Annotated in this window: 14 protein-coding genes; 7 read left to right on the plus strand and 7 right to left on the minus strand. The window is 65.6% G+C overall.

The annotated features are described in order from the left end of the window. Positions 1 to 82: 82 nt before the first annotated feature. Complete coding sequence (locus FPP74_RS04055) at positions 83 to 1,351, plus strand: ATP-binding protein (RefSeq protein WP_255456059.1); 1,269 nt, start codon at positions 83 to 85, stop codon at positions 1,349 to 1,351. Between the two features lie 36 nt (positions 1,352 to 1,387). After that, entirely contained in the window at positions 1,388 to 2,197 is an 810-nt protein-coding gene (locus FPP74_RS04060; protein ID WP_144717214.1) for a DNA-formamidopyrimidine glycosylase family protein, read from the plus strand. Between the two features lie 4 nt (positions 2,198 to 2,201). Here FPP74_RS04060 and FPP74_RS04065 read toward each other — a convergent pair whose 3' ends face one another. The 4 genes from FPP74_RS04065 to FPP74_RS04080 form a co-directional block, all read right to left on the minus strand. Next, a complete protein-coding gene (locus FPP74_RS04065) occupies positions 2,202 to 2,834 on the minus strand; it encodes a DedA family protein (protein WP_095277091.1) in 633 nt (210 codons plus the stop codon). Positions 2,835 to 2,883: 49 nt separating this feature from the next. Further along, complete coding sequence (locus FPP74_RS04070; protein WP_144717215.1) at positions 2,884 to 4,371, minus strand: glutamate-cysteine ligase family protein; 1,488 nt, start codon at positions 4,369 to 4,371, stop codon at positions 2,884 to 2,886. 6 nt (positions 4,372 to 4,377) lie between these two features. Beyond that, complete coding sequence (pgi, locus tag FPP74_RS04075; protein WP_144717216.1) at positions 4,378 to 6,015, minus strand: glucose-6-phosphate isomerase; 1,638 nt, start codon at positions 6,013 to 6,015, stop codon at positions 4,378 to 4,380. Positions 6,016 to 6,079: 64 nt separating this feature from the next. Continuing rightward, positions 6,080 to 6,373: a chorismate mutase gene (locus FPP74_RS04080; protein WP_095277083.1), complete on the minus strand. Its 294-nt coding sequence runs from the start codon at positions 6,371 to 6,373 to the stop codon at positions 6,080 to 6,082. A gap of 101 nt (positions 6,374 to 6,474) precedes the next feature. On the opposite strand from FPP74_RS04080, the gene pcrA reads away from it, so the two are divergent. Beyond that, a complete protein-coding gene (gene pcrA, locus FPP74_RS04085; RefSeq protein WP_144717217.1) occupies positions 6,475 to 8,811 on the plus strand; it encodes a DNA helicase PcrA in 2,337 nt (778 codons plus the stop codon). Here pcrA and FPP74_RS04090 read toward each other — a convergent pair. Next, positions 8,808 to 9,500: a M23 family metallopeptidase gene (locus tag FPP74_RS04090; protein WP_144717218.1), complete on the minus strand. Its 693-nt coding sequence runs from the start codon at positions 9,498 to 9,500 to the stop codon at positions 8,808 to 8,810. The genes pcrA and FPP74_RS04090 overlap by 4 nt on opposite strands. 466 nt (positions 9,501 to 9,966) lie before the next feature. Continuing rightward, positions 9,967 to 10,704 (minus strand): M23 family metallopeptidase, encoded by a 738-nt coding sequence (locus FPP74_RS04095; RefSeq protein ID WP_144717219.1) that lies wholly within the window; start codon positions 10,702 to 10,704, stop codon positions 9,967 to 9,969. Positions 10,705 to 11,329: 625 nt separating this feature from the next. Between FPP74_RS04095 and FPP74_RS04100 the strand changes: the two genes are divergently transcribed. The 4 genes from FPP74_RS04100 (at position 11,330) to FPP74_RS04115 (ending at position 15,511) form a co-directional block, all read left to right on the plus strand. Continuing rightward, positions 11,330 to 12,397: a DUF6350 family protein gene (locus FPP74_RS04100; protein ID WP_144717220.1), complete on the plus strand. Its 1,068-nt coding sequence runs from the start codon at positions 11,330 to 11,332 to the stop codon at positions 12,395 to 12,397. Continuing rightward, on the plus strand, positions 12,390 to 13,001 hold the full coding sequence (purN, locus tag FPP74_RS04105) for a phosphoribosylglycinamide formyltransferase (protein WP_144717221.1): 612 nt from the start codon (positions 12,390 to 12,392) through the stop codon (positions 12,999 to 13,001). The genes FPP74_RS04100 and purN overlap by 8 nt, the downstream gene beginning before the upstream one ends. Then, positions 12,985 to 14,511 (plus strand): bifunctional phosphoribosylaminoimidazolecarboxamide formyltransferase/IMP cyclohydrolase, encoded by a 1,527-nt coding sequence (gene purH / locus FPP74_RS04110; protein ID WP_144717222.1) that lies wholly within the window; start codon positions 12,985 to 12,987, stop codon positions 14,509 to 14,511. The genes purN and purH overlap by 17 nt, the downstream gene beginning before the upstream one ends. A gap of 88 nt (positions 14,512 to 14,599) precedes the next feature. Further along, positions 14,600 to 15,511 carry a hypothetical protein gene (locus FPP74_RS04115; protein WP_095545987.1) on the plus strand — a complete coding sequence of 304 codons (912 nt, stop codon included), beginning with the start codon at positions 14,600 to 14,602 and terminating at the stop codon, positions 15,509 to 15,511. A 238-nt stretch (positions 15,512 to 15,749) separates the two neighbouring features. Here FPP74_RS04115 and FPP74_RS04120 read toward each other — a convergent pair whose 3' ends face one another. After that, positions 15,750 to 16,064: a hypothetical protein gene (locus FPP74_RS04120; protein WP_095548511.1), complete on the minus strand. Its 315-nt coding sequence runs from the start codon at positions 16,062 to 16,064 to the stop codon at positions 15,750 to 15,752. Positions 16,065 to 16,151: the final 87 nt, after the last annotated feature.

Below are 16,151 nucleotides of genomic sequence, written 5' to 3' on the forward strand. Positions count from 1 at the left end.
CGCCAAAAATCTGCAAAACATCAAGTACGATGTCTGCAAAACATAAAGTATAAATCCTGCAATATGTAAAACAGGGGGAGTTTTGGATACACAACAGCTGGCTGGCCGTCGATACCGCCCGAGAATCGTCGATAAGCGGCTTGAGTTTCTGCTCGAGGCGAGCGGTGCAGTGATTATTGAAGGACCTCGCGGGTGCGGGAAGACGATGACAGGGCTCCACCACTGTGCGTCGTATGCGCTTATCGAAGACCCGGCGACAAACCACATAGCGAAACTCGCGCCGGCCGCGGTGATAGACGGTCCTCGACCGCGGCTCCTCGATGAGTGGCAAGCTGCCCCCGACCTGTTTAATCTCGCCCGACGAGAAGTGGACCTAGCAGCAGCACCTGGACAATTTATTTTAGCCGGTTCAGCGGTTCCTGCGGATAGCATTCCTCGACATACCGGTGCGGCTCGATTTCTTCGGCTTCGGCAACGCACACTCACGCTGTGTGAGAAGGCAGATTACGCCCCCGTTGTATCGCTGGCCGGACTCCTACAGGGGGAGCCGGTCACCCCCGACGCTGGTCAGATTTCCTACACCCATGTCATCCAAAATCTGCTCACTCCGGGGTTTCCGGGATTCCAGACCGGAAATGAGCAGATCGTGTTGGCCCAGTTACACGGATACCTGTCGGAGGCGGCGCGTTCGGACATGCACCGCGTGGCGGACTTGCGCGTCACTCCACTTGCTACAGAGCGGCTGATTGCGGCAATCGCAAGGTCCGTTTCTGGGGAAGTTTCCGTCTCCACACTGCGAAAGGATTTGGATACGGTAAGTCCAGGAATCTCGCTACCGACGGTGACGAAACTCCTCGACAGTCTGCAGCGGATCTTTGTTGTGGAGGCGGTCTCCGCATGGGCCCCGCGGCTCCGCTCGAAAGCGAGGTTGCGTGTCTCGCCCAAGTATCACCTGGCCGATCCCGGGTTAGCCATTGCGGCACTCGGGGCAACATCCGCCTCATTGACCGCGGATCCTGAGACAGTGGGGCTTCTCTTCGAATCGGCCGTGATCCACGACCTCGCAGTCATGATCGAAGCAATGGGAGGTTCCATTTACCACTACCGCGACTCAAACGACAACGAGATCGATGTGGTGCTCACACTGCCTGACGGGCGCTGGGGTGCTGTCGAGGTGAAAACTGGGTTCAGTGGGGTTGAGCGAGGCGTAGCCTCGCTGAAAAAGGCGATCGCCTCGCTAGATCACGAATCCGGACCTCCAACGTTTAGCGCGGTGATCACGGGTACAGGCATCACAGCCCCGCTCGACGACGGGATTGTCACCTTCCCGCTGCACCAACTCCGTCCCTAACCCGCGACTAGCGCCCCCGGGGCCTAGAATCGCCCCATGCCTGAAGGGGATTCCGTCTACCAGCTGTCCAAACGTCTGCAGTGGATGACCGGCCGGGAGGTCACGCGCACGAGCCTGCGCGTGCCCCGCTACGCCACGGTCGACTTCACCGGCATGACCTGCGAGCGCGTGTGGCCCTACGGCAAGCACTTGTTCATGCAGTTCGGCGCGCCCGACCACACAGCGCAGATCCTGCACACACACCTGAAGATGGAGGGCACCTGGGCCTTCCACCGGGCGGGCCAGCGGTGGCGCAAGCCCGGCCACGCCGCCCGCGTCGTGCTCTCGCTTGCCGACGCCCCCGCCCCCGACATCGAGCTCGTCGGGTTTTGGCTCGGACTTGTCCGGGTCTTCCCCGCCCGCGAGTACCCCCAGGAAATGGGGTATTTGGGCCCGGACCTGCTTGCCGATGACTTCGCCGCCGCCGAGGCGATCCGCCGCATTGAGGCAAACCCGGACATGGAAATCGGGCGCGCACTGTTGGACCAGCGCAACCTTGCCGGAATCGGCAACGAGTACCGCGCCGAGATCAACTTTCTGGCGGGGACCCACCCGGCGTCGAAGGTGGGGGACGTGGACGTCGACAAGCATGTGGCCCTGGCGCGCCGGCTGATGTGGGCGAACAAGGACTCGCCCGTGCGCGTGACCACCGGGATCAAGCGTGCGGGCGAGACGAGCTACGTGTTTGGGCGGAACCGGAAACCGTGCAGGCGCTGCGGCACGCTCATTACCAAGGGGTTTCTCGGGGGCGAGGGTGACCTGGAGCGCGTGATCTGGTGGTGCCCGCGGTGCCAGCCCGCGCCGTGAGCCGCTACTGGGCGGGGGCGCCTTCCTTGCGCTCCTTCATGGCGCGGCGGATGAAGAAGGCGAGGAAGCCGACGATGATCAGGATGAGAATGACGTAGATGACCTTGGAATACGCATCGACGTACCCGGTGACCTCCTCCCACCGGTCGCCGAGCGCGTAGCCGAGGGAGACCAGGATGGTGTTCCAGATCGCGGAGCCGAGCGTGGTCCAGATACCAAACGTGAGCAGGCTCATGCGGTCCAGGCCGGCGGGGATGGAGATCAGGGAACGGATGCCCGGGATGAGGCGGCCGATGAACACGGAGGTCCTGCCGTACTTGTCAAAGAATTTCAGCGACGCATCCACGTCGGAGGCTTTGACCAGCCACATCCAGTCCGCGATCTTGCGCAGGCGGGCGGCACCCAGCCAGGCGCCGATGCCGTAGAGGAGGTACGCGCCGACGACGGAGCCGACGATGGACCAGATGAGCACGGAGGCGAAGGACAGGGAGCCCTGCGCCACGGTGAAGCCGCCGAGCGGGAGGACCACCTCAGATGGGATTGGCGGGAAGAGGTTTTCTAGCAGGATGGCGATGCCAACGCCCGGGCCGCCGAGGATCTCCATGAGGTGGATGATCCAGTCGATGATTCCTTGCACGGCTACTCCTTGTATTCCATTTGGGCCGAAGCTAAACGCTTATTGTGCCCTACGAGACCTCCAAGGACCAAGTGTGCACAGGCGCGCCGGACTGCTGGTTTGCTACGTATTGCCTGAGCACGCGGGCGAGCGCGTCGCCGCGCTCCTTGGTGGCCGGCCGCGACTGCGGGGCGATGGAGTTGAGCGCGTTGAGCTGCCACATCGCCCCGTTTTGGCGCGTGCGGGCTCGGCCCTCGATGATGCCGAGGTATTCGTCGGCGAGGTGGGGTGCGACGTCGAGAAGCTCCAAACCCTCGTGGGCGAGGGGCAGCAGGTGCTTTGCGACGAGCTCCGTGACGTCAATACTGCCCAGCGTCGGCCAGGTCAACTGCGCGGTGAGCCCGTGGCGCGCGCCCTCGTGGAAGTTGCGCTCGGCGTCCTCGAAGCTGAGGCGCGACCAGACGGGGCGGGTCTGCTCGCTGAGCGCCTTGACCATGCCGTAGTAGAAGGCGGCGTCCGCGATGATGTCCTTGACAGTGGGGCCTGCGGGCAGGAGGCGGTTTTCCACGCGGATGTGGGAGAGCTCCGTGTTCGGGTCGTAGATGGCGCGGTTCCAGCGCCAGATCGTGCCGTTCTGCAGGTTGAGGTAGTGCAGCCCGGGGCTGTCGCCCTTCATAAACGGGGCGCCGGCCTGCATGCGGCCCTCCGGGAGCAGCGGGGAGAAGTACCGGACGTTCTCCTCGAAGAGGTCGAAGACGCTGGTGATCCAGCGCTCGCCGAACCAGACACGCGGGCGCACGCCCTGGTTAATCAGCTCCTGGGTGCGCGTATCGATGGACTGCTGGAACACGGGGATGCGCGATTCGTGCCAGACCCGGTGCCCCATAAAGAGCGGCGAGTTCGCGGACAGCGCGGCTTGCACGCCAGCGATCGCCTGCGACGCGTTCCACGCGTTGGCAAAGCGTGCGGGGGAAACCTGCAGGTGGAGCTGGATGGAGGTGCAGGTGGACTCGGTGGCGATGTCCTCGAAGTTGTGGCGGTAGCGCTCCTCGCGCCACAGGTTGAGGTGGACGAGCTCACCGCGGGTATCCATGATGGAGTTGTTCAGCCCCGCGTAGCGGTTCTCCGGCGTCATCCACGCCGGGTTTTTGAGGAACTTCGAGGTCATGGTGGGCAGGGTGCCGATCATCGCGACGGTGGAGCCGGCGGCCTCCGCGGCGTCGGACACCTCTTTGAGGCGCCGGCTGAGCCCCTCCTCGAGCTTGGTCAGGCCGTCGCCCGCAATGGACAGCGGCGGGTGGTTGAGCTCGACGTTGTAGGCGCCGATTTCAGACTGGAACTCGTCGCCGAGGCGCTCGAGCACGGCCTGGTTGTTGGCGTGCGGGCGCATCTCCGCGTCCACCAGGTTGAGCTCCAGCTCCAGCCCGATCGTGCCGTGGCTGACAAACTCCGCCTCCTGCAGGTGGCGGTCGAAGAGCTCGAGCTCGTCCTCCAGGCGCCTCCGGTACACGGAGCGCTGGCGCGGGGTGTAGGAATCCGCGGAGATTTGCTCGCCCATGGGTGCCTACTTCTTGCTGCGGTACCAGGAAATCAGTGCATCGGTAGAGGCATCGCCGGTGTTCGGTGCCTCCTTGCCCGCGACGGCGGCTGCGAGGTCGTTGGCCTGCTGCTTGCCCAGCTCAACGCCCCACTGGTCGAAGGAGTTGATGTCCCAGATGACGCCCTCGGTGAACACGATGTGCTCGTAGAGCGCGATGAGCGCGCCCAGGGTAAACGGGCTGAGTTCCTCGGCCAGGATCGTGGTGGTGGGGCGGTTGCCCGGCATGACCTTGTGCGGGGCCAGCTCGTTGCTCACGCCCTCCGCCTCGATGGTCTGCTGGTCCTTGCCAAACGCGAGCACCTTGGTTTGGGCGAAGAAGTTGCCCATCAGCAGGTCGTGCATGGAGCCGGTGCCGTCGGCGGTGGGGAAGTCCTCCTTCGGCGTGGCAAAACCGATGAAGTCCGCGGGCACCATCGTGGTGCCCTGGTGCAGGAGCTGGAAGAAGGCGTGCTGGCCGTTGGTGCCGGGCTCGCCCCAGAAGATCTCGCCGGTGTCGTAGGTGACCGGGGAGCCGTCGTGGCGGACCGACTTGCCGTTGGACTCCATGGTCAGCTGCTGCAGGTACGCCGGGAAGCGGGAGAGGTCCTCGGAGTAGGGGAGCACGGCGTGGGTCTGGACGTCGTAGAAGTTGCGGTACCAGACGTTGAGCAGGCCCATCAGCGCCGGGACGTTCTTGGACAGCTCGGTGGTGCGGAAGTGCTCGTCCATGGCGTGGAAGCCCTCGAGCAGGCGCATGAAGTCCATCGGGCCGATCACGGCCATGAGGCTCAGGCCGATTGCGGAGTCGACCGAGTAGCGGCCGCCAACCCAGTCCCAGAAGCCGAACATGTTGGTCGTGTCGATGCCAAACTCAGCGACCTTCTCCTTGTTCGTGGATACGGCGACGAAGTGCTTGGCAATCGCGGACTCGTCTCCATCGAACTGCTCGAGCAGCCAGCGCTTCGCCGCGTGCGCGTTGGTCAGCGTCTCCTGCGTGGTGAACGTCTTGGAGGCGATGATGAACAGGGTCTCCTCCGCGTTGCAGCGGTCCAGCACCGCGGCCATGTCTGCCGGGTCGACGTTGGACACGAACTCCGCGGTGATGCCTGCGGTGGCGTAGGCGCGCAGCGCCTTGGTCGCCATCGCGGGACCCAGGTCCGAGCCGCCGATGCCAATGTTCACGACCTTCTTGATGGTGTGGCCGGTGTGGCCGAGCCACTCGCCGGAGCGCAGGGCGGAGGCGAAGTCGCGCATGCGGCCGAGGACCTCGTGGACGTCGGCGGCGACGTCCTGGCCGTCGACCTCCAGGTCCGCCTCGGCCGGCAGGCGCAGCGCGGTGTGGAGCACTGCGCGGTCCTCGGTGTTGTTGATGTGGGCGCCGTCAAACATCTGGCCGATCTTGTCCTGCAGGCCCGCTTCCTCTGCGAGGGCGGTCAGGGCGTCGAGCACGGAGGCGTCGATAAGCTGCTTCGACATGTCCACGTGCAGGCCTGTCGCCTCGAAGGTGAGGTTTGTCGCGCGGTTGCTGTCCGCGGCGAAGAGGTCGCGCAGCGTGGTCTGCGACTTCTCGGCGTGCAGCTTTTCCAGGTTTTTCCAGGCAGACGTGGACGTGATGTCGGTCATTATTCCTCCCAAGGAAGTGCGAATCGTTCTCACCCCACGGTAGCCAAAAGTGCGGTGCGAGTGCCTAGCCCAGCTTCCCGCGGCCCAGGCGCAGCAGGATGTTGGCCAGGGTTGGGCCTTCCTCGCCCAGCTCGTCGCGGAACTGGTTAATGATTGCCACCTCGCGGGTGTGCACGAGCTTCGTGCCGCCGGATCCCATCCGCGTCTTGCCGATGGCGCGGGAGACCTCGGAGCGGCGCTTCACCGCGTCCAGGATCACCCGGTCCAGCCGGTCAATCTCCTTGCGGTATTGCTGAATCTCCGCGTCCGACAGCGGGTCATCGGTGCCAGAGGGCATGCGGATGTCAAAATCGCTCATGGCAGGACATTATGCCACGGCACCTGCGGATATGGACCGTTTTATCCAGGGTGTTCGAACGGGGTCGGGGCGATGTTGGGGCGGTGGGTACGCTGAACCGCATGACTGATCTGACCCTGGGACTCAATCCGCAACAGCAGGCGGCTGTGCAGCACGAGGGCTCGCCGCTGCTCATCGTCGCCGGCGCAGGCTCCGGCAAGACCGCCGTGCTGACCCGCCGCATTGCTTACCTGTTGCAGCAGCGCGGGGTCGCGCCGTGGCAGGTGCTCGCCATCACCTTTACTAATAAGGCGGCCGCGGAAATGAAGGAGCGCGTCGCCCAGTTGGTCGGCCCGGAGTCGGAGCGCATGTGGGTGGCCACGTTCCACTCGGTCTGCGTGCGCATCCTGCGCCAGCAGGCGCAGCTCGTGCCGGGGCTGAACACCAACTTCACCATCTACGACTCGGACGATTCCCGCCGCTTGCTGTCCATGATTGCCAAGGACTTCAACCTGGACCTGAAGAAGTTCTCCGCGCGCACCCTGGCCAACGGCATCTCCAATCTCAAGAACGAGCTCGTGGACCCGGACACCGCGTTAGCGGACGCGGAGCGCACCCACAACCCGTTCGAGACCACCGTGGCCAAGGTCTTTGCGGAGTACCAGCGCCGCCTGCGCCAGTCCAACGCCCTGGACTTTGACGACCTGGTGGGGGAGGTCGTGCGCATTCTCAAGGAGCACCCGCAGGTCACGGAGTACTACCGCCGCCGCTTCCGCCACGTGCTGGTGGACGAGTACCAGGACACGAACCACGCGCAGTACGAGCTCATCCACACGCTCGTCGGCACGGGTGCGGACGCCCCGGAGCTCGCGGTGGTGGGCGACTCGGACCAGTCGATCTACGCGTTCCGCGGTGCCACGATCCGCAACATCGAGGAGTTCGAGCGCGACTACCCCAACGCGCGCACCATCCTGTTGGAGCAGAACTACCGCTCCACCCAGAACATTTTGAACGCGGCCAACTCGGTGATCGCGCAGAACGAGGGGCGCCGGCCGAAGAAGCTGTGGACCGACCAGGGCGCGGGCGAGAAGATCGTCGGCTACGTCGCGGACAACGAGCACGACGAGGCCCGCTTCATCGCCTCGGAGATCGACCAGCTGTCAGACTCCGGCGTCCCGTACTCCGACATGGCGGTCATGTACCGCACCAACAATGCCTCGCGCGCGCTCGAGGACATCTTCATCCGCTCCGGCATCCCCTACAAGGTGGTCGGCGGCACGCGCTTCTACGAGCGCCGCGAGATCCGCGACATCGTCGCCTACATGAAGGTGCTGGACAACCCCGATGACACGGTCAGCCTGCGCCGCATCGTTAACGTGCCCAAGCGCGCGATCGGCGACAAGGCCCAGGCCATGGTGGCGCTGCACGCGGAGAACCAGGGGGTGAGCTTTGGGCAGGCGCTTATCGACGCCGCGTCGGGGAACGTCGACATGATCAAAGCTCGCGCCAAGAACGCGATCAGCGGGTTCGTAGAGCTTATGGACGGACTGCGCAAGGAAATGCCGGAGCTGCGCAACGAGGTCACGGGCATGCCGGACCTAGGCCAGCTCGTCTCCCGCATCCTGGACGCGACCGGGTACCAGGCGGAACTGGAGGCGTCGAACGACCCCCAGGACGCGACTCGCCTGGACAACCTCAACGAGCTCGTCTCCGTCGCGCGCGAATTCTCCTCCGAGGCGGCCAACCAGGTCGCCTACATGTCGGACGAGGAGCTCGACGCCGTGATGGTGGAGGGCGAGCCCGCGCCGGGATCGCTGCAGGCGTTCCTGGAAAAGGTTTCTCTAGTGGCGGACGCGGACCAGCTGCCGGACAACGAGCAGGGCGTGGTCACCATGATGACACTGCACACCGCGAAGGGCCTGGAGTTTCCCACCGTCTTTGTCACCGGCTGGGAGGACGGGCAGTTCCCGCACCTGCGCGCGCTGGGGGACCCGGACGAACTGGCCGAGGAGCGCCGCCTGGCGTACGTGGGCATCACCCGCGCCAAGCAGCGGCTGTACCTCACGCGCGCGATGCTGCGCTCCTCGTGGGGGAACCCGGTGACCAATCCCGCCAGCCGCTTCCTCGCGGAAGTCCCGGAGGACCTCATCGACTGGCGCAGGACTGAGCCGAGCGGAACCGGCACGTCCGGCGCCTGGGGCTCGCCCGCGCCCCTCGGCGGCAGTCGGCGCTCGGGTTCGGGCCGGCGCTCGGGTCGCGGGGCCGGTTCCGGCGGGGTGAAGGTGCACAAGAACCTCAACCTCGCGCCGGGCGACCGGGTCAACCACGCCAAGTACGGGCTCGGCACCGTCCAGTCCGTGGACGGCGCGGGAGTGCGTGAGACCGTGACGGTGGACTTCGGCTCCTCCGGCACCGTCCGGCTCATGCTCATCGGCGGGCTGCCGATGGAGAAGATTTAGGAGATCCGGATGCCCTGCTGGGCGAACCAGGGGACGGGATCGACCTGGTTCACGCCGTCGGGCTTGATCTCAAAGTGGAGGTGGGGGCCGGTGGACTGGCCCTCAGAGCCGATCTGAGCGATCTGCTCGCCAGCCTTGACGCGCTGGCCGACGGACACGTTGTACTGCGACATGTGGCCGTACACGGATACCTCGCCGCCGTCGTGCTGGATGACGACCCAGTTGCCAAATCCCTGCGCCGGTCCAGCGTTGATCACGGTGCCGTCCATCACGGCGTAGATCGGGCTGCCCAGGCTGTTGGCGATGTCGATGCCGCGGTGCATGGTGCCCCAGCGCATGCCGAAGCCGGAGGTGAACGTACCGGTGGCCGGCGTGACCACGGTGCGGCCGTCCGCGGTGCGGCCGCGCTGCATGGTGACGCCGCCTTCGCCGTTGTTGGGGGTGAACTGGCTGCTGATCTCTTGGCCGAGCGCGCGGGGGTCGTAAACAATGCTGTAGTCGCCGACGGTGAGGGTGGCGCCGGACTCCAAAATGGTGTCCGCGGCCTTGGCAAGGTGCTTGACCGCATCCTGTTGGTTTTCTACCGGGGCGCCGTTGATCTGGACGGCCGGGCCGGCGAATGCCGGGGCGGGCAGCAGGGTGAGCGAAAGCGCCGTGGCAGCGACTGCGGCAAGCAGGCGACGTTGCATGTGCGACAAACCTTTACATTGAGGGGAGCGTATACCGCGTTAAAACTTAGCGTGCCGGCACCCCGTGAGCAACGCTCTGACGTGCAATTTTGTCGAAAAGTTGTGTCATTTTCCGCCGTCCACGCAGGTCAACGCGGGTGTTGCTGGAGTGAAAATTGTTGCAAAAGTGACGCGAGTTGAGGGGGAGTCCGGGGATGGGGGGTCGGTTTGGTTGGAAGCTGGGCGGATGCTCCACGCCCGACCTGGCCTGGGGTGGAAAAGGCGCGCACCAAACGGCCCGTCCTGCATGACGAAGACTGGATGACGAGGGTGCGACGAAAATTCCGCGTCTTCGTCATCGCGTTCTCGTCAAACAGGCCAAAGCGCACCCCAACGGCACACCGAGCCGGGCCCTTGATCCCTGCGATTGCCGCAGCAACGCAAAACGCCCCGGGAAAACCGGGGCGTCAAGAGGGGAAGGAAGGTCTTAGAGCGAGATGCCGCGCTCTGCCAGCCAAGCGGCCGGGTCGACGGGCGTGGTGCCGTCTGGGTGGATCTCAAAGTGTAGGTGCGAGCCGGTGGAGAAGCCCATGCTGCCCATGCCGGCGATGTTCTGGCCGGCGTGGACGCGCTCGCCGACTGCCACGTTGAGCGTCTGCATGTGGCCGTAGACGGAGACGGAGCCGTCGTCGTGGCGCAGGCGGATCCAGTTGCCGTAGCCCTGGGCCGGGCCGGAGTCGATCACGGTGCCGTCCATGACGGCGAGGATCGGGGTGCCCGGGGAGTTCGCGATGTCCACGCCGTAGTGGAAGGAGCCCCAGCGCGGGCTGAACGGGGAGGTGAACGCACCCTCTGCCGGCTTGACGGTCTGCGGTGCGCGGGCGGCCTCGTCGGCCTTTGCTACCTCGTCGGAGTGCGCAACGGCCTTGTCCAGCTGGTCGGTCAAGTTGGTGACCGGCTTGTACTCGGAGATGGCCAGCACCTGCGGGGAAGAGGCGAGGGCGTCGGCGGTGGCGACGGCGTCATCAACAAGGTGGTTGGTATCCGCAGCCAGCTCGATGTCAACGTTGGAGGTCTGCGGACCGTCTGCAGCCAGGGTTGCGGCGGCGGCGCCGGAGAGGCCGGCGGTGGAGACGGCGCCGGTGGTGACGGCGACCATGGCGACGCGACCCTTGTTCGGGGTCTGCTTACGGTGCTTGCCACCCTGCTTCGATGCGTTGTACATGTGCCCTCTTTGAAGCGTTCCGTTGGTCTGCGTTCCGCAACCTTCCCGGTAGCGGATCGTAACCTTCCTGTTATCTACGAGAGGTCACTGTAACGAATTGGTCTCGGCATGGCAAGCTGGATTCTAAAATTTTCTTAATCGTTTTCAGGTTGTTGATTCGTTACATAAATGCGCTCGCACGCGAGCGTGTAGCGCCTCATGCCCGGGCGGGCCCAGGACGTTGCATTTTGTTGGGAGTCGTCCGGGTATTTTACCGCCGCTGCGCGGGTACGCGGGGGAGTGTTGGACATCGGGCAGCGGCAATTCAGTGGCAAAGTTAACGACGATGAGCACCAATTCAAGCCCCCAAACAGGGCCCTCCTCGAGGCCGCAGCGGAGCCGCCCGCGCGTTACCTTGCGTGAACAGCGAGAATACAGTGAAGCAAGTGCGGCCAGTGAGCCGAGTGAGCGCAGTGATGCTGGCGGGCGCGGGAAAGCTCGCCGGCCGCGTGGAGGCGTCGAGAAGCGCAAACGGCTGCGACAAGGCAACCGGACTCGTCGCACGCAGCAGCTGCGAGGCCACCCCGACAAGGCGGATGCGGTCCCGCAGACGTGGAGCGAGCGCATCCGCCACTACCTTGGCTTCGTGCTGGTCCCCAACGCGGTACTCGGGCTCGGCGCGATCGCGCTGTGCTTCGCGGTGCTGCTGATCGGTGGTTGGCCACTTTCGTACCTCCCGATGGCTATCGGCGAGACGTGGCTGGTCGGCCACGGCGTCCCGTTCGAGTTCGATGGAGTGACCCTCGGCGCGGTCCCGCTGCTGCCTGCGCTCGGCGCGATCGCCATCGTGGCTGCTCGCGTCCGCGCGGCGACCGCCCACCGTGTGAGCATCCTCGACCTGGGGGTGCTGCTCGCACTCACGCTCCTCATCCCGCTCACGCTGTCCGGCATCGCCCTGTTTATGGTGTCGGACGCCTCGGCGGTCTACCCGGTCAGCGCCCCGCCCGCCGCGTTAGCGCTGCTCCTGCCGCCAGCGCTGCACTTCATTGGCTTCTGCTTCGGCCTTCGGGCCGTCCTGTGGCGCGCGCTGGCCAAGCGAGGCGGGGTGCCGGAAGTGCTTATCGACGCCGCGCTCACCGCCCTCAACGCCATCCGGAACCTCGCACTCGCCGGCGGCGTCGTTGCCTTGGTCGTGCTGGCGCTGCACTACCAGCGGGTCGGCGACCTGGTCGCCGCCTACCCCAACCTCGGGGCCGCGGGTGGGTTGTGGCTGACGCTGCTGTGCCTGCTCTACCTGCCCAACGCTGCGGTGACGTCGATGGCGGTCCTGCTCGGCGGGTCCTTCGACTACGCCGGGGTGTCCACCTCGCTGTTCGCCTCCGGCAACGTCGCCCTGCCGCCGCTGCCGCTGCTGGCCGCGGTGCCGGAGAGCGTGCCGGCGTGGGCGCCGGTGTGCATGCTGATCCCGGCCGGCGTGATCCTGGCGTCGCTCTGGAAAGTCCGGCCGACGCTGGCACAGGCTGGCGCAACGGGCGTCTGGGGCGGCGTGATCGGTCTGGTCCTCGGCGTGCTCACCTCCGGCGAGGCCGGCGCCTACGGGACCGTCGGCCCCACCGCGTGGAAGCTGGGAGTCCTCCTGCTCGGGTGGCTCGCGGTGCTGAGCCTGCTGGTGTGGGCGGTTGCCGTATTCCGCAGTGCGAAGCAGGATGACTAAGCTATGGCCCGTGAGTAGCCAATCATTGTCCGTTGCTGTGCTGGTTTCCGGCACAGGCAGCCTGCTCAAGGCGATTTTGGACGACATCCAGAGCCCGTACCGCGTCGATCTTGTCGTCGCGGACCAAGTATGTCCCGGCATCGAGCGTGCGAAGAACGCCGGTGTGCGCACCGCGGTCGTGCCAGTCGGCGATGATCGCGCTGCCTGGGATAGAGAGCTCGCGGCGACCGTGGACAAGGCACAGCCTGACGTGGTCGTTTCCGCGGGCTTTATGCGTATCTTGGGCAGCGCGTTCCTGGATGAGTTTGAAGGGCGCACAATTAACACTCACCCCTCCTTGCTCCCCGCGTTTCCGGGCGCGCACGCCGTCGAGGACGCGCTGGAGTACGGCGTGAAGGTGACCGGCTGCACCGTCCACTACGTGGATGCTGGGATGGATACCGGCGAGATCATCGCTCAGCGCGCGGTGCGCATCCAGGAGGGCGACACGAAGTCCACTCTGCACGAACGAATCAAGCAGGCGGAGCGCGAGCAGATTGTGGGTCTGCTGCGCGGCGCCACCATCTCCGACGGGAAGGTACTGTTCAATGGGAATTCAGATTAAGCGCGCGCTGATCAGCGTGTACGACAAGACTGGCGTGGAGGATCTCGCCCGCGCGCTCGGCGAGGCCGGCGTAGAGATCGTCTCCACCGGCTCGACCGCCAAGCGCATTGCCGACGCCGGCGTGCACGTCACCGAGGTCGCCGAGCTCACCGGGTTCCCCGAGGTGCTCGAGGGGCGCGTCAAGACCCTGCACCCGCGCGTGCACTCCGGCATCCTGGCGGACCTGCGCAAGGACGCCCACGCCGAGCAGCTCAAGGAGCTGGGCATCGAGCCGTTCCAGCTCGTCGTGGTGAACCTGTACCCGTTCGAGGAGACCGTCGCCTCCGGGGCGGATTTCGACGCTTGCGTGGAGCAGATCGACATCGGCGGCCCCTCCATGGTGCGCGCCGCCGCGAAGAACCACCCGTCCGTCGCCGTCGTGACCAACCCGTCCCGCTACGCGGACGTCATTGATGCTGTGAAGGGCGACGGCTTCGAGTTGGAGGACCGCAAGCGCCTCGCGCTCGAGGCGTTCACGCACACCGCGCAGTACGACGCCGCCGTCTCCTCCTGGTTCGCCGAACAGCTCGGCGCCGAGGAGGCTGCCGAGGGCGACGCGCTGCGCTACGGCGAGAACCCGCACCAGGCAGCCCGCCTGGTCAACGAGGGCTGGGGCATTGCCAACGCCACCCAGTTCGGTGGCAAGGAGATGAGCTACAACAACTACCAGGACGCCGACGCCGCGTGGCGCGCGGCTTGGGACCACGAGCGTCCCTGCGTGGCCATCATTAAGCACGCGAACCCGTGCGGTGTCGCGGTGTCGGACGATTCTATTGCCGACGCGCACGCGAAGGCGCACGCCTGCGACCCGGTCTCCGCGTATGGCGGTGTGGTCGCCGCGAACCGCGAGGTCACCGTCGAGATGGCGGAGCAGGTCAAGCCGATCTTCACCGAGGTCATCCTGGCTCCGTCCTACGAGGACGGCGCGATCGAGGTGCTTCAGGAGAAGAAGAACCTGCGCATCCTGCAGGTCGAGCCGAAGCAGCCCGGCGAGGAGCGGAAGCAGATCTCCGGCGGCTGGCTGGTGCAGGACCGCGACGCCTACCAGGCTGAGGGGGACACCGCCTCGAACTGGAAGCTGGTCGCCGGCGAGGCCGCCGACGAGCAGACCCTGGCCGACCTGGAGTTTGCCTGGCGCAGTGTGCGTTGCGTGAAGTCCAATGCGATCTTGATTGCGGCCCAGGGGGCGTCGGTAGGCATTGGCATGGGCCAGGTCAACCGCGTCGACTCGGCGAAGCTCGCCGTCGACCGCGCCAACACCCTGGACGAGGGCAAGAACCGCACCAACGGGGCTGTGGCAGCCTCCGACGCGTTCTTCCCCTTCGCCGACGGTTTCCAGCTGCTCGCCGACTCGGGCGTGAAGGCCGTGGTGCAGCCGGGTGGCTCCATCCGCGATGAGGAAGTCATCGCCGCCGCCAAGGAGGCCGGTGTGACGATGTACCTGACGGGGACTCGCCACTTCGCTCACTAATTTGCGGGGCACAGAATGGTATCCTACGTATACTTTTAAGGTCAGCCGTAAATAAACGGCAGTAACGTGATGTAGGGAGCGCAGATTCGTGTCCTCGCAACTTTCTTCGCAGCCGTGGGCGAAGCAAATTACCGCGGCGCTGATGGCCATGGGGATCTCCCTGCCGGTGATGCCGGCGGTGGAGGATCTCCCCGTCATCGGCGATGCGTACGTGCAGGCCTACAACGGCCTGCCCGACAACATCAAGCAACAGGTCCCGCCGCAGCTGCGGCCGAAGCAGCCCGGCCAGGCGGGGCAGCCGTCCCACGCGCCGGGCGCCGCCGCGCAGCCCGCCGTTGACCACCAGGCGGCCCTTGACGGGCTGGTACGCGCGGTGGAGGGGCACCACAACGGCCGCGTCGCCGTCTCGGTCGCGGGCAACGGCGCGCAGATCACCGCCGGAGACAACGCCGCTTACCCGGCGTTTTCCACCATGAAGGTGCCGCTGGCCATCGCCGCCCTGCGCCAGAGCCCGGGCTTTGCCAACGACGCCCGCCTGGCCATCACGGTCTCCGACAACGACGCCGCCTACCGCATGTACAACCAGGTCCCTGGCGCCGAGTCCGTCAAGGTGATCCAGCAGGCGGGTTCCGCCACGACGACCTCCGCGGCGTACGGGATGGATACCCTCTGGAACACCTCCGGCCAGGCGCAGTTTGCCTCCGGGCTGCGCTGCGTCGCGGGCCACGAGCCGGTGCTGGACCTCATGGGGCAGATCACCCCGGACCAGCGCTGGGGCCTTGGCCAGATCGGCGGTGCCCGCTTCAAGGGCGGCTGGAACACGCACGAGGACGGCTACGTGGCCCGACAGTTCGGCCTGGTCCCGGGCCCGAACGGTGATGTCGCCGTGGCGATCACTGCGTTCAGCCACGGCGGCTACGCGGAGAGCACCCAAATGCTCAGCGAACTCGCACGAGGCCTTGACGGGATGCGCGGGACCCTGCCCACCGCGCGCTGCTAACCTCTGGTGAAACCTGCACACCCTGCAGGCCGAAACGAGAAAGGCGGTAGTGCGTGGTCGACCGACAAGGCGAGTACGAGCGTGGCCAGGAGGTCGACCCGCCTACCCAGGTCCTTCCCGCGCAGCAGGTCGATGAAGATCAGGACGAAACTCAGGACGACGACCGTCGCGGGAGGATCGGTACCTGGCTCGTCGGCGGCTTGGTCGGGGCGGCCGCGCTCATTATGGGGGCTCTCTTTTACACCTCGGTGAGTGGCCTCGCGCAGGGCGCGAAGCAACCTGAGAGCGTCACCAGCACCATGGTCGTGACGTCAACGCAGGTCACGGAGGTGACGACGACGAGGGTGGCGCCGGCTCCCGCGCCGACGAGCACGGCGGCGCCAAAGACGTCGAAGACACCGAAAGCCTCAAAGACGTCGAAGAAGTCCTCGGCTGTGGCGTCGTCGAAGGCGGGCACGGGGGCGTCGACAAGCACTGCAACGGCGAGCAAGACGAAGAAGCCACAAGCCTCGAAGACGACCAAGACCAGCCCGACGACGAGCCGGTAGCGCACCCAGCTGGCGGTGAGGGAAATGCACGGTGAATTTCAACATTTTGGCAGATGTTGATTTATCATTTCCCAGAACCCCCAATTTGCATA

It is taken from the genome of Corynebacterium sp. NML180780 (assembly GCF_007786415.1).
GTDB lineage: Bacteria > Actinomycetota > Actinomycetes > Mycobacteriales > Mycobacteriaceae > Corynebacterium > Corynebacterium gottingense.